The organism is Streptomyces sp. NPDC017202, assembly GCF_044331705.1.
Taxonomy (GTDB): domain Bacteria; phylum Actinomycetota; class Actinomycetes; order Streptomycetales; family Streptomycetaceae; genus Streptomyces.
The window spans coordinates 79,633-105,617 of record NZ_JBIRNP010000016.1 but is presented as its reverse complement, the minus strand read 5'-3'; the positions used below and the strand labels follow the sequence as shown (position 1 = coordinate 105,617).

General features: G+C 71.6%; 25 protein-coding genes. 15 read left to right on the top strand and 10 right to left on the bottom strand.

Annotated features, from left to right (window positions below; translation table 11 throughout):
* Positions 1 to 2 precede the first annotated feature (2 nt).
* From ACH4N1_RS26325 to ACH4N1_RS26300, 6 genes are all read left to right on the top strand, one after another.
* Positions 3 to 1,322 carry a polysaccharide lyase family 1 protein gene (locus ACH4N1_RS26325; RefSeq protein ID WP_398100667.1) on the top strand — a complete coding sequence of 440 codons (1,320 nt, stop codon included), beginning with the start codon at positions 3 to 5 and terminating at the stop codon, positions 1,320 to 1,322.
* 158 nt (positions 1,323 to 1,480) lie between these two features.
* Complete coding sequence (locus ACH4N1_RS26320) at positions 1,481 to 2,608, top strand: pectinesterase family protein (RefSeq protein ID WP_398100665.1); 1,128 nt, start codon at positions 1,481 to 1,483, stop codon at positions 2,606 to 2,608.
* 1 nt (position 2,609) lies between these two features.
* A complete protein-coding gene (locus ACH4N1_RS26315) occupies positions 2,610 to 3,656 on the top strand; it encodes a pectinesterase family protein (protein ID WP_398100663.1) in 1,047 nt (348 codons plus the stop codon).
* The gene (locus ACH4N1_RS26310; protein ID WP_398100661.1) at positions 3,643 to 4,800 is read left to right on the top strand and encodes a dienelactone hydrolase family protein; all 1,158 of its coding nucleotides are present in this window, start codon (positions 3,643 to 3,645) and stop codon (positions 4,798 to 4,800) included. Before ACH4N1_RS26315 ends, ACH4N1_RS26310 begins: the two co-directional genes overlap by 14 nt.
* Before the next feature lie 64 nt (positions 4,801 to 4,864).
* Entirely contained in the window at positions 4,865 to 5,977 is a 1,113-nt protein-coding gene (locus ACH4N1_RS26305) for a chondroitinase-B domain-containing protein (protein WP_398100659.1), read from the top strand.
* A 138-nt stretch (positions 5,978 to 6,115) separates the two neighbouring features.
* Complete coding sequence (locus tag ACH4N1_RS26300) at positions 6,116 to 7,270, top strand: right-handed parallel beta-helix repeat-containing protein (protein WP_398100657.1); 1,155 nt, start codon at positions 6,116 to 6,118, stop codon at positions 7,268 to 7,270.
* Positions 7,271 to 7,360: 90 nt separating this feature from the next.
* Here ACH4N1_RS26300 and ACH4N1_RS26295 read toward each other — a convergent pair whose 3' ends face one another.
* The 3 genes from ACH4N1_RS26295 to ACH4N1_RS26285 all read right to left on the bottom strand — a co-directional run bounded on the left by ACH4N1_RS26295 (position 7,361) and on the right by ACH4N1_RS26285 (position 9,735).
* Positions 7,361 to 8,191 (bottom strand): pectate lyase, encoded by an 831-nt coding sequence (locus ACH4N1_RS26295; RefSeq protein WP_398100655.1) that lies wholly within the window; start codon positions 8,189 to 8,191, stop codon positions 7,361 to 7,363.
* Between the two features lie 108 nt (positions 8,192 to 8,299).
* Positions 8,300 to 9,169: a hypothetical protein gene (locus ACH4N1_RS26290; protein ID WP_398100653.1), complete on the bottom strand. Its 870-nt coding sequence runs from the start codon at positions 9,167 to 9,169 to the stop codon at positions 8,300 to 8,302.
* On the bottom strand, positions 9,166 to 9,735 hold the full coding sequence (locus tag ACH4N1_RS26285) for a SigE family RNA polymerase sigma factor (RefSeq protein WP_366061781.1): 570 nt from the start codon (positions 9,733 to 9,735) through the stop codon (positions 9,166 to 9,168). The genes ACH4N1_RS26290 and ACH4N1_RS26285 overlap by 4 nt, the downstream gene beginning before the upstream one ends.
* A gap of 273 nt (positions 9,736 to 10,008) precedes the next feature.
* On the opposite strand from ACH4N1_RS26285, the gene ACH4N1_RS26280 reads away from it, so the two are divergent.
* On the top strand, positions 10,009 to 11,460 hold the full coding sequence (locus ACH4N1_RS26280) for an NCS2 family permease (RefSeq protein ID WP_398100651.1): 1,452 nt from the start codon (positions 10,009 to 10,011) through the stop codon (positions 11,458 to 11,460).
* Positions 11,461 to 11,544: 84 nt separating this feature from the next.
* Here the strand turns inward: ACH4N1_RS26280 and ACH4N1_RS26275 are convergent, their stop codons facing one another.
* Both ACH4N1_RS26275 and ACH4N1_RS26270 read right to left on the bottom strand, forming a co-directional pair.
* Positions 11,545 to 12,015 (bottom strand): GNAT family N-acetyltransferase, encoded by a 471-nt coding sequence (locus ACH4N1_RS26275; protein ID WP_398100649.1) that lies wholly within the window; start codon positions 12,013 to 12,015, stop codon positions 11,545 to 11,547.
* 3 nt (positions 12,016 to 12,018) lie between these two features.
* Complete coding sequence (locus ACH4N1_RS26270; RefSeq protein WP_366060479.1) at positions 12,019 to 12,792, bottom strand: IclR family transcriptional regulator; 774 nt, start codon at positions 12,790 to 12,792, stop codon at positions 12,019 to 12,021.
* Between the two features lie 144 nt (positions 12,793 to 12,936).
* Here ACH4N1_RS26270 and ACH4N1_RS26265 point away from each other — a divergent pair, with 144 nt between their 5' ends.
* From ACH4N1_RS26265 to ACH4N1_RS26250, 4 genes are all read left to right on the top strand, one after another.
* A complete protein-coding gene (locus ACH4N1_RS26265) occupies positions 12,937 to 14,466 on the top strand; it encodes an aldehyde dehydrogenase (NADP(+)) (RefSeq protein WP_398100646.1) in 1,530 nt (509 codons plus the stop codon).
* Between the two features lie 51 nt (positions 14,467 to 14,517).
* Positions 14,518 to 15,126: a DUF1349 domain-containing protein gene (locus tag ACH4N1_RS26260; protein ID WP_398100644.1), complete on the top strand. Its 609-nt coding sequence runs from the start codon at positions 14,518 to 14,520 to the stop codon at positions 15,124 to 15,126.
* A gap of 478 nt (positions 15,127 to 15,604) precedes the next feature.
* On the top strand, positions 15,605 to 16,321 hold the full coding sequence (locus tag ACH4N1_RS26255; RefSeq protein ID WP_398100642.1) for a DsbA family oxidoreductase: 717 nt from the start codon (positions 15,605 to 15,607) through the stop codon (positions 16,319 to 16,321).
* A 127-nt stretch (positions 16,322 to 16,448) separates the two neighbouring features.
* Positions 16,449 to 17,501: an aminotransferase class V-fold PLP-dependent enzyme gene (locus ACH4N1_RS26250; protein WP_398100734.1), complete on the top strand. Its 1,053-nt coding sequence runs from the start codon at positions 16,449 to 16,451 to the stop codon at positions 17,499 to 17,501.
* A 56-nt stretch (positions 17,502 to 17,557) separates the two neighbouring features.
* On the opposite strand, the gene thpD is transcribed toward ACH4N1_RS26250, so the two are convergent.
* From thpD to ACH4N1_RS26225, 5 genes are all read right to left on the bottom strand, one after another.
* Complete coding sequence (gene thpD / locus ACH4N1_RS26245; protein WP_398100640.1) at positions 17,558 to 18,460, bottom strand: ectoine hydroxylase; 903 nt, start codon at positions 18,458 to 18,460, stop codon at positions 17,558 to 17,560.
* A 7-nt stretch (positions 18,461 to 18,467) separates the two neighbouring features.
* Complete coding sequence (locus tag ACH4N1_RS26240; RefSeq protein WP_366060486.1) at positions 18,468 to 18,872, bottom strand: ectoine synthase; 405 nt, start codon at positions 18,870 to 18,872, stop codon at positions 18,468 to 18,470.
* A 41-nt stretch (positions 18,873 to 18,913) separates the two neighbouring features.
* A complete protein-coding gene (gene ectB, locus ACH4N1_RS26235; protein WP_398100638.1) occupies positions 18,914 to 20,185 on the bottom strand; it encodes a diaminobutyrate--2-oxoglutarate transaminase in 1,272 nt (423 codons plus the stop codon).
* A 79-nt stretch (positions 20,186 to 20,264) separates the two neighbouring features.
* The gene (ectA, locus tag ACH4N1_RS26230; RefSeq protein ID WP_398100636.1) at positions 20,265 to 20,774 is read right to left on the bottom strand and encodes a diaminobutyrate acetyltransferase; all 510 of its coding nucleotides are present in this window, start codon (positions 20,772 to 20,774) and stop codon (positions 20,265 to 20,267) included.
* Between the two features lie 326 nt (positions 20,775 to 21,100).
* On the bottom strand, positions 21,101 to 22,201 hold the full coding sequence (locus ACH4N1_RS26225) for a pyridoxal-phosphate-dependent aminotransferase family protein (RefSeq protein ID WP_398100732.1): 1,101 nt from the start codon (positions 22,199 to 22,201) through the stop codon (positions 21,101 to 21,103).
* A gap of 175 nt (positions 22,202 to 22,376) precedes the next feature.
* Between ACH4N1_RS26225 and ACH4N1_RS26220 the strand changes: the two genes are divergently transcribed.
* Genes ACH4N1_RS26220 through ACH4N1_RS26205 form a run of 4 tightly spaced genes read left to right on the top strand, consistent with a single transcriptional unit; the run spans position 22,377 to position 25,976 of the window.
* A complete protein-coding gene (locus tag ACH4N1_RS26220; RefSeq protein ID WP_398100634.1) occupies positions 22,377 to 23,228 on the top strand; it encodes a transporter substrate-binding domain-containing protein in 852 nt (283 codons plus the stop codon).
* Positions 23,225 to 24,061, top strand: coding sequence for an amino acid ABC transporter permease (locus ACH4N1_RS26215; protein ID WP_398100632.1), 837 nt, complete (start codon positions 23,225 to 23,227; stop codon positions 24,059 to 24,061). Before ACH4N1_RS26220 ends, ACH4N1_RS26215 begins: the two co-directional genes overlap by 4 nt.
* Positions 24,058 to 24,849: an amino acid ABC transporter ATP-binding protein gene (locus ACH4N1_RS26210; protein WP_398100630.1), complete on the top strand. Its 792-nt coding sequence runs from the start codon at positions 24,058 to 24,060 to the stop codon at positions 24,847 to 24,849. Before ACH4N1_RS26215 ends, ACH4N1_RS26210 begins: the two co-directional genes overlap by 4 nt.
* Before the next feature lie 29 nt (positions 24,850 to 24,878).
* A complete protein-coding gene (locus ACH4N1_RS26205; protein ID WP_398100628.1) occupies positions 24,879 to 25,976 on the top strand; it encodes an amidohydrolase family protein in 1,098 nt (365 codons plus the stop codon).
* Positions 25,977 to 25,985 lie beyond the last annotated feature (9 nt).

The following is a 25,985-nucleotide window of genomic DNA, read 5'->3' as shown; positions in this document are numbered from 1 at the left end:
CAGTGAACACACAGAGATGGCATGGGCATGCCATAAAGTCGGCCGTCGTGGTCGGCTGCACCGCCCTCGCCCTGACGGTCACCGGCACCCCCGCCCAGGCCCACTCCGCCCAGGACGTCGCCCGGCAGACCCTGCCGGCCGGCGACGGCTGGGCGGCCTACGGAACCGGCACCACCGGCGGTGCCGCCGCCGACGCCGAGCACGTCCACACCGTCACCACCTGGGCGGAGTTCAGGGCCGCCCTGGAGGGCGGCGGCACCGCACCGAGGATCATCAAGGTCAAGGGCACGATCGACGCCGTCTCGGAAGGGTGCGACGCCTTCGCCGCGCCCGGCTACGACTTCGACGCCTACCTCGCCGCGTACGCGCCCGAGGTGTGGGGCCTCGACACCGACCTGAGCGCCGAGCCCGCGGACAGCCCCGAGGGCCTGCGGCGCGCCTCCGCCGCCGCCCAGGACACGGCGATCAAGGTGAACGTCCCCTCCAACACCACCATCATCGGTGTCGGCAGGAACGCGGGCATCAAGGGCGCCAGCCTCCAGATCAAGGCCGTCGACAACGTGATCATCCGCAACCTCGCCTTCGAGAGCCCCATCGACTGCTTCCCGCAGTGGGACCCCACCGACGGCTCGAAGGGCAACTGGAACTCCGAGTACGACACCGCCGTCGTCTACGGGTCCACGCACGTCTGGCTGGACCACAACACGTTCACCGACGGCTCCCACCCCGACAGCGCCGCGCCGACCTACTTCGGCATGCTCTACCAGCAGCACGACGGCGAACTGGACGTCGTACGCGGCTCGAACTACGTCACCGCCTCCTGGAACGTCTTCACCGAGCACGACAAGACGATCCTCATCGGCAACAGCGACAGCGAGTCCACCGCGGTGGGCGACCGGGGCAAGCTGAAGGTCACCTTCCACCACAACCTGTTCTCGAAGCTCGTCGAGCGCGCGCCCCGCGTCCGCTTCGGACAGGTCGACTCCTACAACAACCACTTCGTCGCCGACGCCTCCTACTCCTACAGCTTCGGCATCGGCAAGGAGTCCCAGCTCGTCGCCCAGCACAACGCGTTCACGCTGCCCGCCGGCGTGAGCGCCGCGAAGGCGCTGAAGAAGTGGAGCGAGGCGCCGGTCACCGCCGACGGCAACTACGTCAACGGCAAGCCCGTCGACCTGATCGCCGTGCACAACGCGGAGATCCCCGCCGAGACCCTCCGCTCCGGCGCGGGCTGGACGCCCACCCTGCGCACCAGGGTCGACCCCGCGAAGGCCGTCCCCGGCATCGTCACCGGCCGGGCCGGCGCCGGAAAGATCTGCTGACCCGCACCGCAGAGCACCACACCGCACCACACCGCACCGCAGAGCACCGCACCGTGCGGGCCGGGGCCCCACCGCCCCGGCCCGCACACCCCACCCCCCACACGTCCGAGGTCCGCATCCCACGAGCCGCACGAGCCGCACCCCGAAGGAGCACCCGCATGCCCTCGCACCACGTCCAGCTCCCCCTGTCCAGAAGGGGTTTCCTCCTGGCGAGCGCCGGTGCGGGCGCCGCCCTCGGCCTGTCGGCCGGACCCGTCCGCGCCGGCACCCGCGGGCCGTTCGGCCGCTTCGGCTCCCCGTCCGCCCGCCTCACCCCGGGAACCCTGTACGTCGACGCGCGCGGACGCGGTGACCACACCTCGGTCCGCGACGCCGTGGCCGCCGCCACCGGCACCGGCCGCACCCTCGTCATCGCCCCCGGCACCTACCGGGAGACCCTCGCGGTCGACGTCACCCGCGCGGAGGCGACCTGGATCGGCGCCTCGGAGAACCCCCGCGACGTCGTGATCGTGTACGACAACGCGGCCGGCACCCCGAAGCCCGGCGGCGGCACCCACGGCACCACCGGCTCGGCCACCACGACCGTGCAGGCCGACGGCTTCACCGCCCGCTGGATCACCTTCGCCAACGACTGGCTGCGCGCCGACCACCCCGGCGTCACCGGCACCCAGGCCGTCGCGATCAAGGTCCAGGGCGACCGCTCCGCCTTCCACCACTGCCGCTTCCTCGGCCACCAGGACACCCTCTACGCCGACTCCATCGCCCTGGGCACCTTCGCCCGGCAGTACTTCTCCCACTGCTACGCCGAGGGGGACGTCGACTTCGTCTTCGGCCGGGCCACCGCCGTCTTCGAGCACTGCCACTTCCGCACCCTGAACCGCACGGACCTCGCCGCCGCCCCCCACGGCTTCGTCTTCGCGCCCTCCACGGCCGGCGCCAACCCGCGCGGCTACCTGGTGACCGGCAGCCGGGTCACGAGCGAGGCCCCGGACGCCTTCTACAAGCTGGCCCGCCCCTGGGTGCCCAGCTCCGACACCACCGCCCGCCCCATGCTCACCGTCCGCGACACCCACCTCGGCCCCGGCATCGACGCGGTCGCGCCCTACGCGAACATGTCGGCCGCCTTCCCCTGGCAGGACCAGCGGTTCGCCGAGTACCGCAACTCCGGACCCGGCGCGGTCGTCACCGTCCCCGAGAACCGGCCCCAGCTCACCCCCGAGCAGGCCGCGTCCGCGACCCGGTCGGCCCACCTCGGGGACTGGACGCCCTGGAAGGAGACCTGCTGACATGCGCAGGCGCACCCTCCTGACCGGTCTCACCGCCGCTCTGGCCGCCACCGCCACCGCCACCCCCGCCCTCGCGGCCGGCACGGGCACGGGGGGCCGCCGGGTCCTGCACGTGCGCCCCGGCGACTCCGTCCAGGCCGCGGTGGACGCCGTCACCGGGCCCGGCTGGACGATCGTCGTGCACCCCGGCACCTACCGCGAGGTGGTCACCGTCCCCGCCGGCGCGGCCGGGCTGACCCTGCGCGGCGCCTCCCGCGACCCGCGCGCCGCCGTCCTGGTGCACGACAACGCGAACGGCACGAAGAAGCCCGACGGCACCACCTACGGCACCGCCGGCTCCGCCACCTTCACCTCCGCCGCCCCCGGCCTGACCGTGCGCGACCTCACCCTCGCCAACGACTGGCTGCGCGCCGACCACCCCGACATCACCGGCACCCAGGCGGTCGCCGCGTACGTCACCGGCGACCGTTCCCGCTTCGACAACGTGCGCTTCCTCGCCCACCAGGACACCCTCTTCGCGGACACCACCGCCCTGGACGCCTTCGACCGGCACTACTACCACCGCTGCCACATCGAGGGCGACGTCGACTTCGTCTTCGGACGGGCCCGCGCCGTCTTCGACACCTGCCGCTTCCACACCCTCCGGCGGGACGTCGCCTTCACCCCGAAGGGCATGGTCTTCGCCCCGGCCACCGCCCGCGCCAACCCCTACGGCTTCCTCGCCGTCCGCTGCCGCGTCACCTCCGGTGCCGAGGACGCGGCCTACAAACTGGCCCGGCCCTGGGTGCCGTCGTACGAGACGACCGCCTGGCCCTCCCTCGTCGTACGGGACTCCTGGATCGGCCCCGGCATCGACGCGGCCGCCCCGTACACGAACATGCGCGAGGCCTACCCCTGGCAGACCATGCGTTTCCGCGAGTACGGCAACGCGGGACCCGGCGCGGTGATCTCCGCACCGGACGACCGCCCGCAGCTGACCCCCGCGGAGGCGGCCGTCCACACCCGGCGCACCTACCTGGGGGACTGGAGGCCGTATGAGCGTCCGTGAACCGGTGGGCCGGCGGGCGTTCGTGGTCGGGACGGGGGCGGCCCTGCTGGCCGGGGGAGCCGCCGGCGGTGCGCGGGCGGCGGTCGTCGACGGTCCGCTGCCCGACTTCCATCCCGCCCTCAAGCAAGCCCTCACCTTCCCGCTGGCCTGGGGGAACTCGCCGATCCGCGACTTCCGCGCCTGGCGCCGGGCCGCCCGCGCCACGGTCGAGGAGGCGCTGCTCGTCGACCGCGAGGACGGCACGCCGTACGCCCCCGAATTCCACGGGCGGACCGAACAGGACGGCTACACGGCCGAGTTGGTGACACTCTCCCTCACCCGTCACGAACGCGTCCGGGCCGCCCTGCTCACCCCGCACGGACCCGGACCCTTCCCGGCCGTGCTCCTGCTGCACGACCACGGGGCGAAGTTCGACATCGGCAAGGAGAAACTGGTCCGGCCCTGGTACGACGCCGGCCGGCTCGCCTCCGCGCAAGCCTGGACCCAGAAGTACTTCAGCGGCCGTTTCGTCGGCGACGAACTGGCCCGGCGCGGATACGTCGTGCTGGCCGCCGACGCGCTCGGCTGGGGCGACCGCGGCCCCCTCGCCTACGACCAGCAGCAGGCACTGGCGAGCACCTTCTACCACCTGGGGTCCTCCCTGGCCGGGCTCATGGCCCGCGAGGACGCCCGCGCCGCCGGCTTCCTCGCCCGCCTGGAGCGCGTGGACCGGCGGCGGATCGCGGCCGTCGGCTTCTCCATGGGCGCCTTCCGCGCCTGGCAGGCCGCGGCGCTCACCGACGACCTCGCCGCCGCGGCCGCCGTCTGCTGGATGACCGGACTCAAGGAGATGATGGTCCCCGGCAACAACACCCTGCGCGGCCAGTCCTCCTACTACATGCTCCACCCCGGACTGCCCCGCCACCTCGACTTCCCCGACGTGGCGAGCATCGCCGCACCCAGGCCGATGCTCTTTTTCGACGGCGGCCTCGACCCGCTGTTCCCCGCCGACGGCGTCCGCACGGCCCACGAGAAGCTGCGCGCCGTCTGGCGGTCCCGCCACGCCGAGGAGCGGTTGCACCTGAGGACCTGGCCCGACCTCGGCCACGTCTTCGTCGACCGCATGCAGGACGAGGTCTTCACCTGGCTGGACCGCGTCCTCTGATCCCCCCGCACCCCACCGGGATCCGACCGTCCCCCCACCCCCACGAGCGAAGGACCCGCACTCCATGCCTCGTCGCACCGCTCTCCCCGCCCTGGCCGCCCTCGCGCTCGGCGCCGGCCTGGCCGTCCTCCCCACCCAGGCCCAGGCCGCCACCGTCGTGGTCGGCAACTCCACCGACCTGGCCAACGCCGTCAAGAACGCCACCGCCGGCACCGTCATCCAGGTCCGCGGCGGCACCTACTACCCGACGGCCACCCTCCAGTCCACCGCCGACGGCACCTCGTCCGCGCCCGTCACCCTCACCGCGTACGGCTCGGAGACCGTGAAGATCGACGGCTCGAACCTCCCCGCCGGCGGCTGGATCTTCAAGCTCACCGCCGACTACTGGAACGTCTCCAACCTCACCTTCCAGAACTCCCCGGACAGCGCCGTCGTCTGCCAGTCCTGCACCGGGACCAACTGGAACAACATCAGGACCATCAACGGCGGCGACTCCGGCTTCACCCTCACCGGCGACGGCACGGTCAACAACACCGTGAAGAACATCGACAGTTACGGTCACTACGACGCCGCGAACCACGGCGAGAACGCCGACGGCATCGCCGTGAAGTTCGGCTCCGGCACCGGCAACCTCATCACCGGGGCCCGCCTCTACAACAACTCCGACGACGGCCTCGACCTCTGGTCCTTCTCCTCACCCGTCACCGTCGAGCACACCTGGGCCTTCGGCAACGGCGCCAACCGCTGGTCCGACTCCGCCTTCGCGGGCGACGGCAACGGCTACAAGCTGGGCGGCGACGGCGAGGTCGTCGCCCACGTCGTCAACAACTCGGCCGCCTGGGGCAACGCCGGCAACGGCTTCACCGAGAACTCCAACACCGGCGCGATCGTCATCAACCGCACCACCGCCTACGCCAACGCCAAGTGGGGCTACTACTTCGCGACCGGTTCCGCGAGGCTCGGCAAGAACCTCGCGGTGAGCAACGGCAGCGGCCAGGCGAGCAGGAGTGCCAAGGCCGTCTCGGCCGGCAACAACTGGGACTCCGGCATCGCCACCCCCGCCTTCCGCTCCACGGACGCGTCCAGCACGTACGACGCCCGCCGGTCCGGCGGCGCACTGCCCGTGACCACCTTCCTGACCACGGGCAGCACCACCATCGGGGCGACCATGGACTGACCGCGGCGAAAGTTCCGGCATCTTTTCGCACGGTCCGGCAACCCTTTCCGGCCACGGCGGCGACTGGTGTGAGGAAACGGGCCGGGGCGGCCCCTCCGGCCCGTTTCCCCTCCATCCCCCTCAGGAAAGGAACGCCCCGTGCGTTTGAGCACCGGACGCCACCGCAGGACGCGCACCCTCTCGATCGCCGCCGCGGTGGCCGTCGCCTCGGGGGCGGGCGGCGTCTACCTCGGCCTGACGAACGACGGCGCCCAGGCCGCGACGACCACGGTCACCGTGTCGACCACCGCGCAACTGGAGGCGGCCGTGAGGAACGCCGCCGCCGGCACCGTCATCCAGGTCCGGGGCGGCACCTACTACCCGACGGCCACCCTGAAGTCCACGGCGAGCGGCACCTCGTCGAACCGGATCACCCTCCAGGCGTACGGCACCGAGAAGGTGAAGATCGACGGCTCGAAGCTCCCGGCCGGCTCCTGGCTCGCCGGGATCTACGGCAGCTACTGGACCGTGCAGAACCTGACCTTCCAGAAGTCCCCGGCGCAGGGCTTCGTGGTGACCTCCTCCACCGGAGGCGTCTTCAGGAACCTGGTCACCGCCGCCAACGGCGACACCGGCTTCACCCTGCGCGGCGACGACACCGTCGGCAACCTCGTCCAGAACCTCGACAGCCACAGCAACTACGACCCCGCCGGACACGGCCAGAACGCGGACGGCATCGCCGTGAAGTTCGGCTCCGGCAGCGGCAACCGGATCACCGGCGCCCGCCTCTACAACAACTCCGACGACGGCCTCGACCTCTGGCAGTTCTCCACGGCGGTCACCATCGAGCACTCGTGGGCCTTCGGCAACGGCAAGAACCGGTGGGGCGACACCGCCTTCGAGGGCAACGGCAACGGGTTCAAGCTGGGCGGCGGAGGCGTCGCCGTCGCGCACGTCGTGAACGACGACGCGGCCTGGGACAACACGCTGAACGGCTTCACCGAGAACTCCAACCCCGGCGCGATCGTGCTGAACCGCAACACCGCGTACGCCAACGCGCAGGCCGGCTTCTACTTCGCGACCGGCAAGGCCCGGCTGGCCCGCAACCTCGCCGTGGGCAACAAGGGCGGTCTCGCGAAGCTGGGCTCCGCCACGGTGAGCGCCGCGAACAACTGGGACGGCGGCGTCGGCACCCCGGCGTTCCGGTCGACGGACGCGACGACGGCGTACGGCGCCCGCGCGGCAGACGGGTCGCTGCCGGCGACGACGTTCCTGACGACCGGGTCCACCACGATCGGCGCCACCATGAACTGAACCGGGCAGCAGAACGCCCCCGCCGGTGACCGCCGGCGGGGGCGTTCTCGTGCCGGCCCGAGAGGGGCTCGGGCCGGCGGGCCGAGGGGCCTACTTGTAGGTGATGTCGGACGACGAGAACTTGCAGGTCTTGCCGTCGGCACCGGTGCCCAGCTCGGTGGGCTCCTTGCCGGTGTTGTTGCCCTTGAAGCGGACGCAGGTCTTCGTCTTCTTCTTGGTGTCGCCCTGGATGCGGATCTTCGACAGGGTCGCGGTGTCGCCGTAGTTGGCGTTGACGCCGACGATGGCCTTCAGGGGCGCCACGATGTCGATGTCGCTCAGCACGACCGTGCGCTTGTACTGCGTCTTGCAGTTGCCGCACGAGCGGACCAGCTTGCCGGAGTTCTCCACCCGGAAGCCGGACACGGTCAGCGTGCCGGCGCCGTTGAACTGGAGCACCTTGTCGGCGGCGTTCTTCGCGCCGCCGCCGATGACCTTGTACACCGACGAGGCGGACTTGCCCTTGAAGCTGGCGGCGTCCTCGCCGACGTCCAGCCACCACACGTTCTGGAGCGTGCAGGAACCCTTGCAGTGGACGCCGTCGGCGGCCGGGGTGCCGATGATCACGTTCTTCAGGACGGCGCCGTCGGCGAGCTCGAAGATCGGGTCCTGGCCCTCGTCCTGGCCGCTGCCGCCCAGATCGCCGGAGCCGACGAACTTCGTCAGCTTGCCGTCGTAGGTCCCCGACACCTTGATCGTCGACGACACGGACTTGCTGCCGGTGGCGGTCGGCCAGGCCGTCGCCGCGCCCGCGGACGAGAGCATCGTCGTGGTGACGATCGCCGCGCCCGAGACCGCGAGGGCGGCGGAGCCGGCGATCAGCGCCCGCCGCTTGGTGACCTTGCGGCGGTGCCGGACGCGCGGTTGTGCTGGTGCAGTCATGTACCGGTTCCTCAAGTGGGTGGTGACTCTTGCGCTGTGTGGTCGTCACCGGTGAGGAAAGGGTTGCCGCTTCGTCGAAAGTTTTTTTCTCCGGGATCCCCGCGGCCGCTACGAGTCGCCCTCGTCGTCGTCCCGGGCCGCGAAGTCGCCGCCCACGGAGCTCTCCTGGCCGCCCGACGCGCCGACCACCACGTAGCTGTCGTCCTTGGCGTCCCGGCCGCCGCGGTCGTGGTCGTACTGCCCGGCGAACACCCACTCGCCCTCGGGGACCGTACGGCCCTCCTTGAGCACCCAGGTGTAGACGAGGAAGCCGTCCCTCTCCTGGGCCGTGAACGTGAAGTCGCCCTCGGGCAGCGAGCGCCAGGCGCCCGCGGAGGACACCCCGCCGGTCTGCGCGACCTTCAGCTGCACGGTCAGCGCGGTGAGCTGCTCGGAGGTCTTGAACGTCACGTTGCTCTGCGCCCAGAAGTCGTTGCTGTGCGGGTCGACCGAGCCGTCCGACCACAGCGGGCCGTCCTCGGTGTCGTCGACGGCCGGCAGCAGGTCCACGGCGGAGGCGGACGGCGTCGCCTGCGCCGACTTCGTCGGTGAGGCGCTCGGCTCGGCCTCGTCCTGTCCGCCGCCGCCCTGACCGGGCGTCGGCTCCGGCGAGGCCGGCGGGCGGCTCGTCGCGTCCGGGGACTCCACCGGCGGCGGCGAGACGGCGACCGTCTGCTGCTGCGGCGGGTCGTCCTTGACCGCCGACGCCACCGCGTAGCCGCCGACCGCGAGCATGCCCGCGACCGCGGCCGTGGCGCTCACGATCCGTGCCCAGCCCCACAGGGCCGGCCGGGTCGCCCGGTGACCGCCGGGCCGTTCCTGCTGCACCATGCCGCGTTCGATCCGGGCGAGGATCCGCTCGCGGTTCGGCTCGTACGCCCCGGCCGCCTCGTGCAGCCGGGCGCGCAGCTCGCCGTGCCCGTCCCGCTGCATCGTCATCGGTTTCTTCCTCCGGCCTCACCCGTGCGCGCCGCCATGACGGCGGGCACCTTCCGCGGACCCGCTGTGGCGCCGAGCAGCTTCTGCAACTCGGCCATTCCCTTCGAGGTCTGGCTCTTCACCGTACCCACCGAGACGCCCAGGGCGAGCGCGGTGTCCTTCTCCGACAGGTCGAAGGCGTGCCGGAGCACCACGCAGGCCCGTTTGCGGAACGGGAGTCTACGCAGCGCCGACTGGACGTCCACCACGCCCGCGACGTCCGGATTCTCCGTCTTCTCCTCGCGCTGCGACCAGAACAGGGCGATCCTGCGGCGTTCGCGGACCGCGCTGCGGATCCGGGTGCGGGCCAGATTGGCCACGACACCACGTGCGTACGCCACCGGGTGGTCGGCCGCGCGGACCCGGTCCCAGCGGTGCCAGAGCGCGAGCAGCGCGTCCGCCGCCAGGTCGTCGGCCGCGTCCGCCTCGCCGGTCAGCAGATGGGCGAGCCGGGCCAGTTCGGCATGGTGGCGTTCGAAGAAGGCATGGAACTCCACGGAGGCGGCGTCGTCGACGACTGTGCCCACGAGTGACCTCTTCTCGGTGCGGAATCTGCACCCCGGCGGGGGTGGCTGCTGTGCGTGTCATGTGAATGACATGGGGATGCCCCGAGGAGGTGGCCGGGGCGAGATCCGGAAGCGTAGCAGTGGTCAACCGCCTGGTCGGTACAGGGGTTCGAACAACGTGTGGCCGACCGAACCCCGATTCCGTAACACGTCGAAAACCTGAACGCGGTTCGACGAGGGAACAATCCAGCCAGCATCCACCCGCAGATCACCAGGTCACGAGGAGTGCCCGTCATGTCCGAAACACAGCAGGCGGCCGACCGGCCGACGTCCCCGCCCCCGGCGGTGAACGGGGTCGACCGGTTCTTCAGGATCTCCGAACGGGGCTCCACCCTCGGCCGGGAGATACGCGGCGGCTTCGCCACGTTCTTCACGATGGCCTACATCCTCGTCCTGAACCCCCTCGTCCTGGGCAGCGCCGAGGACAAGTTCGGGCACCGGCTCGACGCCGTCCAACTCACCACCGCCACCGCCCTGGTGGCCGCCGTCATGACCGTCATCATGGGCATCGGCGGCAACCTCCCGCTCGCCCTCGCCGCCGGCCTCGGCCTCAACGCCGTCGTCGCCTTCCAGATCGCCCCGCTGATGAGCTGGGACGACGCGATGGGCCTGATCGTCCTCGAAGGCCTGCTGATCTGCGTGCTGGTGGTCACCGGCCTGCGCGAGGCCGTCATGCACGCCATCCCGCAACCGCTGAAGCAGGCGATCAGCGTCGGCATCGGCCTGTTCATCGCCTTCATCGGCTTCGTCGACGCCGGCTTCGTCAGCCGCGTCCCCGACGTCGCGGGCACCACCGTGCCGGTTCAGCTCGGCGCCACCGGCGCCCTCGGCGGGTGGCCGGTCCTCGTCTTCTGCCTCGGCGTGCTGCTGACCGTCGGACTGCTCGCCCGCAAGGTCAAGGGCGCCATCCTCATCAGCATCGTGACGATGACCCTCGTCGCGATCGTCATCGACTCCCTCGCCGACATCAGGTCCTGGGGCCTGACCACACCGGCGTGGCCCGACAAGCTCGTCGACACCCCCGACTTCGGACTCCTCGGGCACTTCAGCCTGTTCGGCGCGTTCGGCGAGACCACCGCCGTCACGGTCGTCCTGCTCGTCTTCACCCTGGTCCTGTCCGACTTCTTCGACACCATGGGCACCGTCGTCGGCATCAGCGCCGAGGCGAACCTCCTCGACGACGAGGGCAAGGTGCCGCACCTCGGCCGCGTGCTGCTCATCGACGGCGCGGCGGCGGTCGCGGGCGGCGCGGCCTCCTCGTCCTCCGCCACCTCCTACATCGAGTCGGCGGCCGGCGTCGGCGAGGGCGCGCGCACCGGCTTCTCCAACCTGGTCACCGGCGGCCTGTTCGCCCTCGCCCTGTTCCTCACCCCGCTGCTCACCATCGTCCCGCTCCAGGCGGCGGCACCGGCGCTGGTCGCGGTCGGCTTCCTGATGATGACCCAGGTCAAGTCCATCGACTGGGACAGGTACGAGATCGCCGTCCCCGCCTTCCTGACCATCGCCGTGATGCCGTTCACCTACTCGATCACCAACGGCATCGGCGCGGGATTCATCGCGTTCGTCCTGATCAAGACGGTGCTGGGCAGGGCGCGGGAGGTGCACTGGCTGATGTGGGGGGCCTCGGCCCTGTTCGTCGTGTACTTCGCGATCGACCCCCTCGAGCAGATGCTGGGCGTCGGGTGAGGTGAGGCGCGCGGGCGCCCCCGCGGGGGCGCCCCGACCCGACCAGTGCCGCCCGCCCGCGGGCCGGGCCGTCGTCCGCGGAGGTCAGTCCTCCAGCACCAGGACGACCTCGTCGATCTCCGCGCCGCGCGCGTGGGCGTACCCCGTGGCCCGCGCGGTCACCCGGAAGCCGCACTTCTCCAGGACGCGCCGGGAGCCGGCGTTGTCGTCGGCCGCGCGCGCGTACAGCGGGCGTTCGGTGACCTCGGCCAGGAGCGCCCCCAGGGCGGCCGTGGCGATGCCGCGCCCCCAGTGGGAGCGGTCCACCCAGTACGTGACCTCGCGCTCGCCCGGTTCGCCGTAGACCGCCGCGCTGCCCACCACGTCGCCGTCGGCCAGGATCGCGCGCACCACGTCGGCGGAGGCGCGGATCCGTCTCCAGTGGGCGTCGAAGGCGTCCCGGTCGGCCGGGTCCTCGGGGGTGAACGCGGCCATCCGCAGGGACTCGGGGTCGTTCATCTGCCGGTAGAACACCGGCAGGTCGCTGTCGTGGACCGGGCGCAGGGCGATCTGCATGCCTCAGAGCCTACGGGTCGCCAGGGTCAGCCGGTCGCGCGCGTCGAACAACGCGTCCTTCACCAGCTGCTCGTGCGCGGGCGTCAGCCGGGCCACCGGCACCGAGCAGCTGATCGCGTCGCGCGCGGGGGTGCGGTACGGGATCGCGACGCCGAAGCAGCGCAGCCCCAGCGTGTTCTCCTCCCGGTCCACGGCGAAGCCCTGCTCGCGGACCTGGTGCAGCTCCTCGATGAGCTTCTCGCGGTCGGTGATGGTGTGCTCGGTCAGCGCCGGCAGCGTCTCCGGGAGCAGCTTGCGGACCTGCTCGTCGGTGCAGGTGCTCAGCAGCGCCTTGCCGAGGGAGGTGGAGTGGGCGGGCAGCCGGCGTCCGACCCGGGTGAAGGGGCGCAGGTAGTGCTGCGACTGGCGGGTGGCGAGGTACACCACGTTGGTGCCGTCCAGCCGGGCCAGGTGGATCGTCTCGGTGGTGTCGTCCGACAACCGGTCCAGCGTGGGGCGGGCGGCCGCGACCACCTCGTCGCCGTCGATGTAGGAGGTGCCGACCAGCAGCGCCCGTACGCCGATGCCGTACCGCGTGCCCGTCGCGTCCGTCTCCACCCAGCCCAGCTCCACCAGCGTGCGGAGCAGCATGTAGAGGCTGGACTTGGGATAGCCGACGGCCTCCTGGACCGACGCGAGGGAGTGCATTCCGGGGCGGCCGGCGAAGTATTCGAGCAGTTCAACCGTCCGCACCGCGGACTTGACCTGCGCTCCGCCCCCCGTCTCGCCAGCCGACATCGCCCTTGACCCCTTCGTTCGACGGGAAATAGTCTCCGACAGCATATTCATCATCAGAGACAGCGTTCAGTATATCGAACGTCCCTGGTGGTGAGGTAAGGACAGCGGCATTGCGATGCGGCGACGAACGTGGAGGGACCCGCGGTGGCAGCAGCACCAGTCTGGAGTGTCGACCCCCGAACCGGGAAGCAGCGTGAACAGGTTGCGGTGGAGGCCACGGCCCAGGAGGTGGACTCCGTCGTCCGCGCCGCGCACGGCGCGCGCGCGGCCCTCGCCGACCGCACCGTCCGCACGGCCTTCCTGCGCACCGCCGCGGACCGGCTGGAGGCGGCCAGGGACCAGCTCGTCGAGGTGGCCGACGCCGAGACCGCCCTCGGCCCGGTCCGGCTGACCGGCGAGCTCGCCCGCACCTGCTACCAGCTGCGCGCCTTCGCCGACATCGTCGAGGAGGGTGCCTTCCTCGACGTCGTCGTCAACCACCCCGACGACACCGCGACCCCGCCCGTGCCCGACCTGCGCCGCTACAAGGTGCCGCTGGGCGTCGTCGCCGTGTACTCGGCGTCCAACTTCCCCTTCGCGTTCTCCGTCGCCGGCGGCGACACCGCGAGCGCGCTGGCCGCGGGCAACCCGGTCGTCGTCAAGTCCCACCCCGACCACCCGGGCCTTTCCGAGCTGGTCGCCAAGGTGGTCCGCCGGGCCGCCGCCGAGCACGGCGTCCCCGGCGACGTCCTCGGCCTCGTGCACGGCTTCGAGGCGGGCGTCGAGCTGATCAAGCACCCGCTGATCGCCGCCGCCGGCTTCACCGGGTCCATCCGCGGCGGCCGCGCGCTGTTCGACGCGGCGGCCGCACGGCCCGTGCCGATCCCCTTCCACGGCGAGCTGGGCTCGCTCAACCCGGTCGTCGTGACCGAGGCCGCCGCCGCCGAGCGCGCGGAGGCCATCGGGACCGGCCTCGCCGGCTCCATGACGCTGGGCGTCGGGCAGTTCTGCGTGAAGCCGGGCCTGGTCCTGGTGCCGTCCGGCGCGGCCGGTGACGGCCTCGTGAAGTCGCTGACCGACGCGGTCAGCGACACCGACGCGGGCGTCCTGCTCGACCACCGCATGCGCGACAACTTCCTCGCCGGCGTCACCGAGCGGGCCCAGCTGCCCGCGGTCGAGACGCCGGTCACCCCCGGAGCGGGCGGCGAGCACACCGTGAGCGCGGGCTTCCTGACGGTCCCGGCCGAGAAGCTCACCGAGGAGGGGGCCCACGACCTGCTCCTGGAGGAGTGCTTCGGCCCGGTGACCGTGGTGGCGCGCTACGACGACGACGACCAGGCGCGGTCCGTCCTCTCACGGCTCCCCGGCAACCTCACCGCGACCGTGCACCTGTCGACGCAGGAGGCCGCCGGCGAGGGCCGCGGCGCCGAGATCCTCGCCGAACTCACCCCGCTCGCCGGCCGCGTGCTCGTCAACGGCTGGCCGACCGGTGTCGCGGTGGCCCCCGCACAGCACCACGGCGGCCCCTACCCGGCGACCACCTCCACCTCCACCTCCGTGGGCGGCACGGCCATCGAGCGCTGGCTGCGCCCGGTCGCCTACCAGAACGCCCCCGAGGCCCTGCTGCCGCCCGAGCTGCGCGACGACAACCCGCTCGGACTGCCGCGGCGCTTCAACAACCGCCTCGAACGCTGACCGGCACCGGGTGAGAGCCCGGGCGACAGAAGGATCTGGAAAACTCCGCGCATGGACCTCGAACTGCCCGAACTCCCCTTCCCGCTGCGCACCTACGGGCCCGACGGGCACTGGAGCCACGAGGACGGGGTCCTCACCGCATGGGCCGGTCCCCGCCAGGACCGGTTCGTGCCGCCCACCGCGGAGGCGCTGGACCCGGCCGCCGACGCACCCCGGCTGCTGGGGGCGCCCGAGGGCGACTTCCAGTTCATCGCCCGGGTGACCGTCGGCTTCAACGGCGCCTTCGACGCCGGGGTGCTCTACGTCCACGTCGGCGAACGGGCCTGGGCCAAGCTCTGCCTGGAGTACTCCCCGGACGTGCCCACCGTCTGCACGGTGGTCACCCGCGGCCACTCCGACGACGCCAACTCCTTCACCGTGGAAGGCAGTTCGGTCTGGCTCCGGGTGAGCAGGACCGGCCGGGCGTTCGCCTTCCACGCCTCCCGCGACGGCAAGCGGTGGATCTTCGTCCGGCTGTTCACGCTGGGCGACGAGACGCAGACGGGCGCGGCCCTGGTCGGCTTCATGGCGCAGGCGCCGATGGGGCAGGGGTGCGTCGTCACCTACGACCACCTGGAGTTCCGGCCGAAGTGGCCGGACGACCTGCGCGACGGCAGCTGACCGGGGCGCTCCGGGGTCCGCCTCCGGGGCCCGTCCGCCGTTCCGGAACCGGAGCGGCGGACGGCACGCCCTCCGCGACGTGACCGGAGACCGGGGACCGCGGACCGGGCGGCCGCAGGACGAGCGATCCGCACCGCCGTGCCCGCCGCACCGCCGTGCCCGCCGCACCGCCGTGCCCGCCGAGGCGCGGGCCCTCGCCGCGCCGCACCCGGCGTGCGTGCGGCAGCGGCGCGCCGGCGGCAAGGACGCGGAACTGCCGGACGTGCGCGTCGGCAACCCGCGCGTCCAGGACTTCTCCGCACGGCGACTTCTCCGCACGGCAGCGCTGGTTCCCGGACCCGGCGAACCCGCCCGCGTAAGGCGCCCGCCACCTCTTCCCGCGGTTCCCGGGGAACGGGGAATGAGCCGAACCGTTTGAACGTTCACCTACGCGCCGGAGGGAGTCTCCGTACCCGCACGACCTGGAGAGAGCCGAGACATGCGCGTCGAGATCTGGAGCGACATCGCCTGCCCGTGGTGCTACGTGGGCAAGGCCCGCTTCGAGAAGGCGCTCGACGCCTTCCCGCACCGTGACCAGGTCGAGGTCGTGCACCGCTCCTTCGAGCTGGACCCCGGCCGCGCGAAGGGCGACATCCAGCCCGTGCTGACCATGCTCACCAAGAAGTACGGCATGAGCGAGGCCCAGGCCCAGGCCGGCGAGGACAACCTCGGCGCCCAGGCCGCCGCCGAGGGCCTCGATTACCGCACCCGCGGGCGCGACCACGGCAACACCTTCGACATGCACCGGCTGCTGCACCTCGCCAAGGAGCGAGGCCGCCAGGACGAGCTGATCCAGCTCCTGTACCGGGCCAACTTCGCCGAGGAACGGTCGCTGTTCGGCGAGGGCGACGAACGGCTCGTGGAACTGGCCGTCGAGGCCGGCCTCGACGCCGACGAGGCGCGCGCGGTCCTCGCCGACCCGGCCGCCTACGCCGACGAGGTCCGCGCCGACGAACGCGAGGCCGCCCGGCTCGGCGCGAACGGCGTGCCCTTCTTCGTCCTCGACCGCACGTACGGCGTCTCCGGCGCCCAGCCCGCCGAGGTCTTCACCCAGGCCCTCACCCGGGCCTGGGGCGAGCGCTCCCCGCTCCGGCTCGTCGACCAGGGCGAAGCCGAGGCCTGCGGCCCGGACGGATGCGCGGTGCCGCAGCACTGAGACGGGCCGTGTCCGGGCGCGGCCGGGACCGAAACCGCGGCTGACGGCCGACTCATAAGCGTTCCTTGGGGAAACCGCGCAGAAATTCGCCATGGACTTCGACTTCGCGGCACCGCAGAGTGGAGTCATGGAGACCTTCGAGACCCTCGTCCGCGCCGAGTTCGCCCCGAAGCACACCTACCTCAACACCGCGAGCAACGGCCTGCTGCCCGCCCGTACCGTCACCGCCCTGCACGAGGCGGCGCTGCTGCGGGCCGAGGGCCGGCCGCTGACCCCGCTGTACGAGGACGTGGAGGCCAGCCGCGCGGCGTACGCCCGGCTGGCCGGCGTCCCCGTGGGCCGGGTCGCGGCCGGCGCCTCGGTCGCCGCGCACACCGGCGTGATCGCCGCCTCACTGCCGGCCGGCGCCGAGGTCCTCACCGCCGAGGACGACTTCACCTCGGTGCTGAACCCGTTCCACGCCCGCGCAGACCTCAAGGTCCGCGCGGTCCCGCTGGAGCGGATCGCCGAGGCCGTCCGCCCCGGCACCGCGCTCGTCGCGGTCAGCGCCGCCCAGTCCGCCGACGGACGGATCGCCGACCTGCCCGCCCTGCGCGAGGCGGCCCGTACCCATGGAGCGCGCACCTACGTCGACTTCTCCCAGTCCGCGGGCTGGCTGCCGATGGACGCCGGCGCGTACGACTACTCCGTCTCCGTCTCCTTCAAGTGGCTGCTCGGCCCGCACGGGGCCGCCTTCCTCGTGGTCCCGGAGGACTTCGGCGGACTCACCCCGCTGCTGGCCGGCTGGGTGGCCGCCGAGGTGCCGTGGGACAGCTGCTACGGCCCGGTCGCCGAACTCGCCCACTCGGCACGGCGGTTCGACCTGAGCCACGCCCTGTTCACCTACGCGGGGCTGCGCCGGTCCCTCGACCTGATCGAGGAACTCGGGGTCGCCGCCGTACAGGCCCACGACCTGGCCCTCGCGGACCGGTTCCGGGCCGGGCTCGCGGTACTCGGCCACGAGCCCGTGCCCGCACCCGGCTCGGCGATCGTCTCGGTGCCCGGCCTCGGCGGCCGGCAGCCGGAGCTGAGCCGCGCGGGCATCGAGGTCTCCGACCGTGCCGGCAACCTGCGCGCGGCCTTCCACCTGTTCAACACGGCGGCGGACGTGGACCGGCTGCTGGACGTGCTGTCGGGCTGAGCACCCCCGGGCGCCCCGGCGGGGCCGAGCCCTCCCGGGCGCCCCGGCGGGTGTGTTCAGCGCACCGGCGTGAAGTCGCGGGCGCCGATGAACTCGGGCCGCCGCACCGGCGCCGCGAACGGCTCCACCGCGGCGTTCTCCACGCTGTTGAACACGATGAAGACGTTGCTGCGCGGGAACGGCGTGATGTTGTCGCCGGACCCGTGCATGCAGTTGCAGTCGAACCAGGTCGCCGAACCGGCGCGCCCGGTGAACAGCTTGATGCCGTGCGCGGACGCCATCTCGGTCAGCGCCTCGTCGGAGGGCGTGCCCGCGTCCTGCATCTGGAGCGACTGCTTGTAGTTGTCCTTCGGCGTGGCACCGGCACAGCCCAGGAACGTCTTGTGCGAACCCGGCATGATCATCAGGCCGCCGTTGGTGTCGTGGTTCTCGGTCAGCGCGATCGAGACGGACACCGTCCGCATCCGGGGCAGGCCGTCCTCGGCGTGCCAGGTCTCGAAGTCGGAGTGCCAGTAGAAGCCGGAGGCACCGAAGCCGGGCTTGACGTTGATGCGCGACTGGTGGACGTACACGTCCGAGCCGAGGAGCTGGCGGGCCCGTCCGACGACCCGCTCGTCGCGCACCAGCCGGGCGAAGACCTCGCTGATCCGGTGCACCTCGAAGACGGACCGGATCTCCTTCGATCCCGGCTCCACGATCGACCGGTCGTCGGACCGGATCGCCGGGTCGGTCACCAGCCGGTCCAACTCCCGCTTGTAGACGGCGACCTCGTCGTCGGTGAGGAGCTGGTCGACGGTGGCGAAGCCGTCCCGCTCGAACGACCGGAGGTCGAGCGGCTCGAACGGGCCGGGCGCGTCCGGGGCGCCCCAGACGACCGGGTCCTGGCGGGGGACGGTCACCTCGGTGGTGCCGCGGCTGGGGTAGAGATCGGTGACGGTGGTGCCGGTGACGGTGGTCATGGGGATGTCAGACCTCCTCGGGCTCGGTGAGCAGGGGATAGACGCCGTTCTCGTCGTGGTCCTCCCGTCCGGTCACGGGCGGGTTGAACACGCAGATGCAGCGGAAGTCCTCCTTGACGCGGAGCGTGTGCCGCTCGTGGCCGTCGAGGAGGTACATGGTCCCGGGCGTGACGGTGTGCGTCAGCCCGGTCTCGTGGTCGGTGAGTTCCGCCTCGCCCTCCACGCAGACGACGGCCTCGACGTGGTTCGCGTACCACATCGACGTCTCCGTGCCGGCGTACAGGACCGTCTCGTGCAGCGAGAAGCCGACCCGCTCCTTGGCGAGGACGATGCGCTTGCTCTCCCAGGTGCCGGACGCCGCCTTCACGTGCCGGTCGGTGCCTTCGAGTTCCTTGAACGAACGGACGATCACGGTGCTGCGATGCCTCCTAGGTGGCGGTCGGTAACGGTCTGTCAGGCGGTTTCGCGGACGGCGCGGGCCAGGACGCTCATGCCCTCGTCCAGTTCCTCGGGCGTCACGGTGAGCGCCGGCAGCAGCTTGACGACCTCGCTCTCGGGCCCGGACGTCTCGATCAGCAGCCCGAGTGCGAAGGCACGGGCCGCGACCCGTCCGGCGCGGGACTTGTCGTGGAACTCCAGGCCCCACACCAGGCCGCGGCCCCGGTACTCCTTGACGTCGGCGAGGTTCTCCTCGGCGATCGAGATCAGCCCCTGCTCGACCTGCTCGCCGCGCTGACGGGTCTGCTTCTCCATCGCGGATCCGTCGGCCCAGTAGGTCTCCAGGGCCGCGGTGGCGGTGACGAAGGCCGGGTTGTTGCCGCGGAAGGTGCCGTTGTGCTCGCCCGGTTCCCACACGTCCAGCTCGGGCTTGAACAGGCACAGCGACATGGGCAGGCCGTAGCCGCTGATCGACTTGGACACGGTGACGATGTCGGGGGTGATGCCCGCCTCCTCGAAGGAGAAGAAGGCACCGGTGCGGCCGCATCCCATCTGGATGTCGTCGACGATCAGCAGCATGTCCTGCCGCTCGCACAGCTCGGCCAGCGCCCGCAGCCATTCCGGGCGGGCCACGTTGATGCCGCCCTCGCCCTGCACCGTCTCGACGATCACGGCGGCCGGCTTGTTGAGTCCGGAGCCCTGGTCCTCCAGGAGCCGCTCGAACCACAGGAAGTCCGGGACCTGGCCGTCGAAGTAGTTGTCGAAGGGCATCGGCGTGCCGTGCACCAGCGGGACGCCCGCCCCGGCCCGCTTGAAGGCGTTCCCGGTGACGGCGAGCGAGCCCAGCGACATCCCGTGGAAGGCGTTGGTGAAGGAGACGATCGCCTCGCGGCCCTTCACCTTGCGGGCCAGCTTCAGCGCCGACTCCACCGCGTTGGTGCCGGTCGGGCCCGGGAACATGACCTTGTACGGCAGGTCGCGCGGCCGCAGCACCAGGTCCTGGAAGGTCTGCAGGAAGGTCCGCTTGGCGACGGTGGACATGTCGAGGCCGTGGGTGACGCCGTCGCGCATCAGGTAGTCGATCAGCGCCCGTTTCAGCACCGGGTTGTTGTGCCCGTAGTTGAGCGACCCGGCGCCGGCGAAGAAGTCGAGGTAGGAGTGGCCGTCCTCGTCGTGCATGCGGCTGCCCTGCGCCCGGTCGAAGACGACGGGCCAGCCGCGGCAGTAGCTGCGCACCTCGGACTCGACGGTCTCGAACACGCTGAGGTCGGGCTGGGTGATGGTCACGGCGAAACGCTCCTCGATGCGGTGGGAGTCGTGCGGGGGCGGCGACGCGGGTCACGTGCGGCCGGGGGAGGGGGAGGGCTCAGGCGGAGGCCAACGGGCCGATGCGGTACAGGACTTCGGGGGCGTGGGGGCCGTCCGGGAACAGGTCGGTGCCGAACAGGACCTCACGGGTGACGTCCGCGCCGTGCCGGGCGGCGTAGGAGGTGAACAACCGCTCCGAGGCGGTGTTGCCCGGGGTGATCGTGGTCTCGACGGTGACGAGGGGGCGCCCGGCGGCCACCCGGGCGGTGAGCCCGTCGAGCAGCGCGGCGGCCAGACCGCGGCCGCGGTACGCGTCGGCGACCGCCACCTGCCAGACGAGCAGTGTCTCCGGCGCCTCGGGGCGGACGTATCCGGTGACGAATCCGACCGGTTCGCCGCCCTCGGCGCGCGCCACCGCGGAGGTGTCGGCGAAGTCCCGGCACCACAGCAGATAGCTGTAGGAGGAGTTCAGATCGAGGGTCCCGGATTCCTTCGCTATACGCCAGAGAGCGGCCCCGTCCGCCACCGAAGGGCGGTCGATCCGCAGGTCTGCTTGTGTGGCAGTCATGCGGATGGAACTTACCGAGGGAAATTAAAAAATGCATGGAGAGGTGGCGGTGATGTGGTGATGCTCCCGTGATCACCTTCCCTTCTGTCCCGTTATGAGCCGTGCATAACGGGACAGAAGGTCACCTGTGTGCGATGCGTCACGCGTTCGTAATGAGCTCGAAAAATCCCCGCGTTTAAGCCTTGGGAATTCGGGCAGAAGAACCCCGGAAAGCTACCTGGGGAAAGGGCGGGAAAAAGGGGTGCAGAAAGGCGAGGAGAAAAGGGCCGCCATTACGGGTATTCGGGCGCCGGTGACTCGGCCGGTCCGCTCCCGCGGCGCGGACCTCACCGCCAGGCCTGCTCCGCCGCGCGCAGCGCGCCCGTCAGGTCCACGTCCAGGCCCCTCTCCGCGAGTGCCGTGCCCAGGGCCGTGAGGCTGCCGCGGACCGCGCCCGGCGTCGCGTCCGCCCCGTAGTGGTTGACCCGGATCATCTCCTTGGCCAGCGCGCCCCCGCCCGCGGCCAGCGGCGCCGCGGGATCGCCCGCCAGTGCCCGCGCCACCAGCTCCGAGGCCACGACGCCCGACGGCGCCCTGAGCGTCGTCGCCACGGGCGCCGCCTCGCGCGCCTCGTGCACGTACGGCTCCAGCCCGCCCCCCAGCGCCAGCGCCCCCGCGCGGGTCGCGGCGGCGGCGGACGCGTGCCGGGCCATCACGGTCTCCAGCCCCTCCGCCTCGATCCGCTCCACGCACGCCTCGAGCGCCAGCATCTCCAGCTGCGCCGGCGCGTGCAGCAGGGCCTTGCGGCCGCCGTCGATCCACCGCTCCTTCCAGTCCAGCAGCGACAGGTAGGAGCGGCGCGGCGCCCGCGGGTTGGCCGCCATCCGGGCCCACGCCCGCCCGCTCACCGACACCGCCGACACGCCCGCCGGCCCGCCCATCGCCTTCTGCGCGCCGATCACGCACAGGTCCACGCCCCAGGCGTCCGGCAGCACCGGTTCGGCGCCCACGGAGGCCACGGCGTCCAGGTAGAACAGCGCGCCGTGCTCCCTCACCACCTCGCCGATCTCCGCGACCGGGTTGGTGTTGCCGGTGGCGGCCTCGGCGTGCACCAGCGACACGAAGTCGATCCCGGGGTGCTCGGCGAAGGCCGCGCGGATCTGCTCGGCGGTGACCGCCGTGTGGAAGGGCACCGCGAGGTCGATCACGGTGGCGCCGCAGTCGCGCAGCCAGTCCCCGAAGGTCTGCCCGTACGGGCCGGTGATCACGTTCAGCGCGGTCGTGCCCGGCCCGGCCGTCGAGCGGATCGCGCCCTCCAGCGGCAGCAGCGCCTCGCCCTGCGTGATCACGACGTCCTGCCGGGTGTCCAGCAGCCGGGCCACCCGGTCCTCGACGGAGGCGAACCGGGCGGCGGTCAGCGGAGCGAGATCCAGGAAGGGGTGCGTCACGGCGGTGCTCTCTTCACTCACGGGGCAGTGGTGACGAGGGTAGCCAACGTGACCTCCACCCCCCGGACCGGCGACTTCTTAGGCCGGGGAACCCGGCTGCCAAGGGTTTGATTTGAGAGACTCAAACTTCTCCTTATAATCGGAACCTACAGTTCCCCCCACAGGAAGGCCCGCCGTGAACACGCTCCTCGGGCGTCGCACCCGTGTCCTGGCCGCCACCACCGCTACGGCCGGGCTCATGCTCGTGGCCGCCTGCACCTCCAGCGACGACGGCGGCAGCGGCTCCAAGACCGCCGCGGGCGGTGTGGAGCTGGTCAAGGCGGGTCAGCTCACCACCTGCACCCACCTGCCCTACCCGCCGTTCCAGTCGGAGATCGACGGCAAGGTGCAGGGCTTCGACGTCTCCCTGATCGACCTGGTCGCCAAGGACCTGGGCGTCAAGCAGGAGATCCTCGACACCCCGTTCGAGAACTTCAAGACCGGTGCCTTCCTCAACTCCGGCGAGTGCGACCTGGCCGCGGCCGGCATGACCATCACCGAGGAGCGCAAGAAGAACGTCGACTTCTCCGACCCCTACTTCGACGCCACGCAGGCCGTCCTGGTCGCCAAGGACGCCGGGGTGAACTCCCTCGCCGAGATCAAGTCCAAGAACGTCAAGCTCGGCGCGCAGGCGCAGACCACCGGCGAGGACTACGTGACGAAGCAGGGCTTCGACCCGGTCTCCTTCGAGTCCTCCGACGCCGTCCTCAACGGTCTGCGCACCGGCCAGGTCAAGGCCGTCGTCATCGACTACCCGGTCGTCCAGGGCTGGCTGAAGGACAAGGCCAACGCGGACGCCTTCAAGGTCGTCGACAACCTCAACACCGGCGAGCAGTACGGCTTCACGGTGAAGAAGGGCAACACGAAGCTGGCCGAGGCCATCGACAAGGCGATCGCCGACGCCAAGGCCGACGGCACGTACAAGAAGCTCTACGAGCAGTGGATCGGCTCGTACGACGCCGCCGCGGCCTCCCCGTCCGCCTCATGAGCGACGCCACGAAGCTCGAAGCACCGCCCCGCCGCAAAGGGCTGACCCGCGGCCAGAAGCGCAGGCTGTCGCGCGGTGTCCAGTACGTCGTCTTCGTCGCCGCCCTGGTCGCGTTCGCGCTCTCGGCGGACTGGGGCCGGCTGAAGAACCAGTTCGCGCAGGCGGACATCGCCCGGCAGATGTTCCCGGACGTCATCACGCTGGCGCTGAAGAACACCGTGCTGTACACCGTGTCCGGCTTCCTCGTCGGGCTGGCCCTCGGCATGGTCATCGCCCTGATGCGGCTGTCCTCCGTCGGCCCCTACCGCTGGCTCGCCGGCATCTACATCGAGATCTTCCGCGGCCTGCCCGCCCTGCTGATCTTCATCTTCATCGGCGTGGCCGTGCCCCTGGCCTTCCCCGGCACGGAGATCGTCGGAGGCACGTACGGCAAGGTCGCCCTGGCCCTCGGCCTGGTGGCGGCGGCGTACATGGCCGAGACCATCCGCGCGGGCATCCAGGCGGTGCCCAAGGGGCAGATGGAGGCGGCCCGCTCGCTGGGCTTCTCACCCGCCCGCGCGATGGTCTCGATCATCATCCCGCAGGCCTTCCGCATCATCCTCCCGCCGCTCACCAACGAACTGGTCCTGCTGTTCAAGGACTCCTCGCTGGTGCTGTTCCTCGGCGTCACCCTGGAGGAGCGCGAACTGTCCAAGTACGGCCGCGACCTGGCCAGTACCACCGCCAACTCCACCCCCATCCTCGTCGCCGGCCTGTGCTACCTGCTGGTGACGATCCCGCTCGGCTTCGTCGTGCGCCGCATGGAGGCGAAGGCCCAGGAGGCCGTGAAATGAGCCGACCGGAGATCGAAGTCCGCGGGTTGCACAAGTCGTTCGGCGACAACGAGGTGCTGCGCGGCATCGACCTGGAGATCGGCCAGGGCGAGGTCGTGTGCGTCATCGGCCCGTCCGGCTCGGGCAAGTCGACCCTGCTGCGCTGCGTGAACCTCCTGGAGGAGCCCAGCAAGGGCCGGGTGGTCGTCGGCGGCGTCGAACTGACCGACCCCGACGTCGACATCGACGCCGCCCGCCGCCGCATCGGCATGGTCTTCCAGCAGTTCAACCTCTTCCCGCACCTGACGGTGACCGAGAACCTGACGCTGCCACAGCGCCGGGTCCTGCGCCGCGGCAAGGCGGAGGCGGCCAGGGTCGCCGCCGGGAACCTGGAGCGGGTCGGCCTGTCGGAGAAGGCGACCGCCTACCCGGCGTCCCTCTCCGGCGGTCAGCAGCAGCGCGTGGCCATCGCCCGCGCGCTGGCGATGGGCCCCCAGGTGATGCTGTTCGACGAGCCCACGTCGGCACTCGACCCCGAACTGGTCGGCGACGTCCTCGCGGTCATGCGCATGCTCGCCAACGAGGGCATGACCATGATGGTCGTCACCCACGAGATGACCTTCGCCCGCGAGGTCGCCGACCGGGTCGTCTTCATGGACGGCGGCGTGATCGTCGAGGACGGCGCCCCCGCGCAGGTCATCGGCGCCCCCCGCCACGAACGCACCCGCCACTTCCTCTCCCGCCTCCTCGACCCGGCGATGGCCGACGTGGAGGAGGAGACCTCGGACCAGGTGGGCGGCGACGCCTGACCCGGACGAGAAGCCCTAAGGTGCCGTGCATGAGCGACGACACGGTGCTGCACGTGAAGGGCAGGGTCCTCGCCGGACCGGACGAGGACCAGGTCCGCGACGAACTGTGGGTGATCGACGGGAGGGTCTCCTACGACCGTCCCGCCGGCGCCCGTGACATCCGCACGGTGGCCGGCTGGGCCCTGCCCGGCCTGGTCGACGCCCACTGCCACGTCGGCCTCGGCGCCCACGGGCCGGTCGACGCCGACGCCGCCGAGAAGCAGGCGCTCACCGACCGCGACGCCGGGACCCTGCTGATCCGCGACGCCGGCTCCCCCTCCGACACCCGCTGGGTCGACGACCGCGAGGACCTCCCGAAGATCATCAGGGCAGGCCGGCACATCGCCAGGACCCGCCGCTACATCCGCGGCTACGCCCACGAGATCGAGCCGGCCGACCTCGTCGCGTACGTCGGCCGGGAGGCCCGGCGCGGCGACGGCTGGGTGAAACTGGTCGGCGACTGGATCGACCGCGGGACGGGCGACCTGGCGGCGTGCTGGCCGCGGGACGCCGTGGCGGCGGCGATCGACGAGGCGCACCGCCTGGGGGCCCGGGTGACGGCGCACTGCTTCGCCGAGTCGTCCCTGCGCGATCTGGTCGAAGCGGGCATCGACTGCATCGAACACGCCACGGGTCTCACCGACGACCTCGTCCCCCTGTTCGCCTCCCGCGGCGTCGCGATCGTCCCGACCCTGGTGAACATCGCGACGTTCCCGCGGCTCGCGGCCGGCGGCGAGACCAAGTACCCCGCCTGGTCCGCCCACATGCGCCGCCTCCACGCCCGCCGCTACGACACCGTCCGCAACGCCTACGACGCCGGCATCCCGGTCTTCGTCGGCACCGACGCGGGCGGCTCCCTGCCGCACGGCCTGGTCGCCGCCGAGGTGGCGGAACTGGTGAAGGCGGGCATCCCCCCGGTGGCGGCCCTGGCCGCGGCGACCTGGTCCGCCCGCAGCTGGCTCGGCCGCCCCGCGCTGACCGAGGGCGCCCCGGCCGACCTGGTCGTCTACGCACAGGACCCGCGCACGGACGTACGGGTGCTCGGGACACCGGCGCGGGTGGTGCTGAACGGGCGGATCGTGGGCTGAACCGGTCGA

What these genes read in the sequence shown, in the direction of transcription:
- ACH4N1_RS26320 (WP_398100665.1), top strand. Translation starts at nt 1,481, where the DNA reads ATGCCCTCGCACCACGTCCAGCTCCCCCTGTCCAGAAGGGGTTTCCTC.
- ACH4N1_RS26315 (WP_398100663.1), top strand. Translation starts at nt 2,610, where the DNA reads ATGCGCAGGCGCACCCTCCTGACCGGTCTCACCGCCGCTCTGGCCGCC.
- ACH4N1_RS26310 (WP_398100661.1), top strand. Translation starts at nt 3,643, where the DNA reads ATGAGCGTCCGTGAACCGGTGGGCCGGCGGGCGTTCGTGGTCGGGACG.
- ACH4N1_RS26305 (WP_398100659.1), top strand. Translation starts at nt 4,865, where the DNA reads ATGCCTCGTCGCACCGCTCTCCCCGCCCTGGCCGCCCTCGCGCTCGGC.
- ACH4N1_RS26295 (WP_398100655.1), bottom strand. Translation starts at nt 8,191, where the DNA reads ATGACTGCACCAGCACAACCGCGCGTCCGGCACCGCCGCAAGGTCACC.
- ACH4N1_RS26290 (WP_398100653.1), bottom strand. Translation starts at nt 9,169, where the DNA reads ATGACGATGCAGCGGGACGGGCACGGCGAGCTGCGCGCCCGGCTGCAC.
- ACH4N1_RS26280 (WP_398100651.1), top strand. Translation starts at nt 10,009, where the DNA reads ATGTCCGAAACACAGCAGGCGGCCGACCGGCCGACGTCCCCGCCCCCG.
- ACH4N1_RS26275 (WP_398100649.1), bottom strand. Translation starts at nt 12,015, where the DNA reads ATGCAGATCGCCCTGCGCCCGGTCCACGACAGCGACCTGCCGGTGTTC.
- ACH4N1_RS26270 (WP_366060479.1), bottom strand. Translation starts at nt 12,792, where the DNA reads ATGTCGGCTGGCGAGACGGGGGGCGGAGCGCAGGTCAAGTCCGCGGTG.
- ACH4N1_RS26260 (WP_398100644.1), top strand. Translation starts at nt 14,518, where the DNA reads ATGGACCTCGAACTGCCCGAACTCCCCTTCCCGCTGCGCACCTACGGG.
- ACH4N1_RS26255 (WP_398100642.1), top strand. Translation starts at nt 15,605, where the DNA reads ATGCGCGTCGAGATCTGGAGCGACATCGCCTGCCCGTGGTGCTACGTG.
- ACH4N1_RS26250 (WP_398100734.1), top strand. Translation starts at nt 16,449, where the DNA reads ATGGAGACCTTCGAGACCCTCGTCCGCGCCGAGTTCGCCCCGAAGCAC.
- thpD (WP_398100640.1), bottom strand. Translation starts at nt 18,460, where the DNA reads ATGACCACCGTCACCGGCACCACCGTCACCGATCTCTACCCCAGCCGC.
- ectA (WP_398100636.1), bottom strand. Translation starts at nt 20,774, where the DNA reads ATGACTGCCACACAAGCAGACCTGCGGATCGACCGCCCTTCGGTGGCG.
- ACH4N1_RS26215 (WP_398100632.1), top strand. Translation starts at nt 23,225, where the DNA reads ATGAGCGACGCCACGAAGCTCGAAGCACCGCCCCGCCGCAAAGGGCTG.
- ACH4N1_RS26210 (WP_398100630.1), top strand. Translation starts at nt 24,058, where the DNA reads ATGAGCCGACCGGAGATCGAAGTCCGCGGGTTGCACAAGTCGTTCGGC.
- ACH4N1_RS26205 (WP_398100628.1), top strand. Translation starts at nt 24,879, where the DNA reads ATGAGCGACGACACGGTGCTGCACGTGAAGGGCAGGGTCCTCGCCGGA.